This window comes from Petrotoga halophila DSM 16923 (genome assembly GCF_002924615.1).
Window position 1 is genome coordinate 1 of sequence record NZ_JALY01000355.1, and the last position, 1048, is coordinate 1048.

Consider the following 1048-nt stretch of genomic DNA (forward strand, 5'->3'; position numbering starts at 1 on the left):
AATATAAAGAAAATATCCCCAGTGGATCTTTTTGAATTGTTTTACCAAGAAGTCAAAAACCAAGAACTTTCTTTTGAGGAAAAACAGATAGTGGCAAGTATTTTCAATGAACTCCAAAAAGCAAGTGGTGAAGAAAAATGAGACCAATAAAATTAAAATTTCAGGCCTTTGGCCCTTTTTTAGAAGAGCAAGAAATAGATTTTAACAAATTAAGAAACGATACTTTGTTCTTAATTACCGGTCCAACAGGTGCAGGAAAAACTACGATTTTCGATGCAATCTGTTATGCTTTATACGGAAATGGTTCGATGGATGAAAGAGGAGATGCTATAGCCAGGTCTCATTTTGCAGATGAAAAAACCGATACATACGTGGAATTTGAATTTCAATTCAAAGATAAAATAATCGAAATCTCGAGAACTCCATCTTACGAAAGATCAAAAAAAGATGGGGAAGGGACCACAAAGCAAAATAGTCAAGCTATTATAAAAATATATCAAAATGGTCAACTGATACTACATGAAACTGGGGTTAAAAAAGTAAATAGTAAGGTAGAAGAATATCTAGGCCTGAACTATGAACAATTCAAGCAGATAATAATGATTCCACAGGGAGAATTCAGAAAGTTTATAACAGCCAATTCAAACGAGAGAGCAGAGATCTTTAAGAAGATATTTGACATAAGTATATATGAGCGTTTCGAACAAAAAATAGACGAGATTTTTAAAAATATAGAAAAAGGATTAAAGGCCCAGCAACAAAAAATCAGAAACATACTAGAGGCGGTAAACCTCGAATCAGAAGAATACAATCAATTGTTGAAAGAAGAAAATATCGATCCTGAAAATCTAGTCGATCAATTAACAAAGGAAATTAAGAAGAGGGAAGTTTCAAAAGAAGAAACCAAAAAACAAAAATCTCAAAGACGAGACAAACTACAAAAACTAAATACAGATCTTGAAAATATAAAAAAAGTTAATGAACTAATCGAAAAGAAAGAGACCCTTAAAAAAAAGATCGAAGAACTACAACAAAATTCCAAGTATAT

General features: G+C 31.7%; 1 protein-coding gene. It reads left to right on the forward strand.

Annotated features, from left to right (window positions below):
* Window positions 1-137 precede the first annotated feature (137 nt).
* Window positions 138-1048 (forward strand): AAA family ATPase (locus tag AA81_RS13985; protein WP_245863673.1); only part of this gene is annotated, 911 nt, incomplete at its 3' end.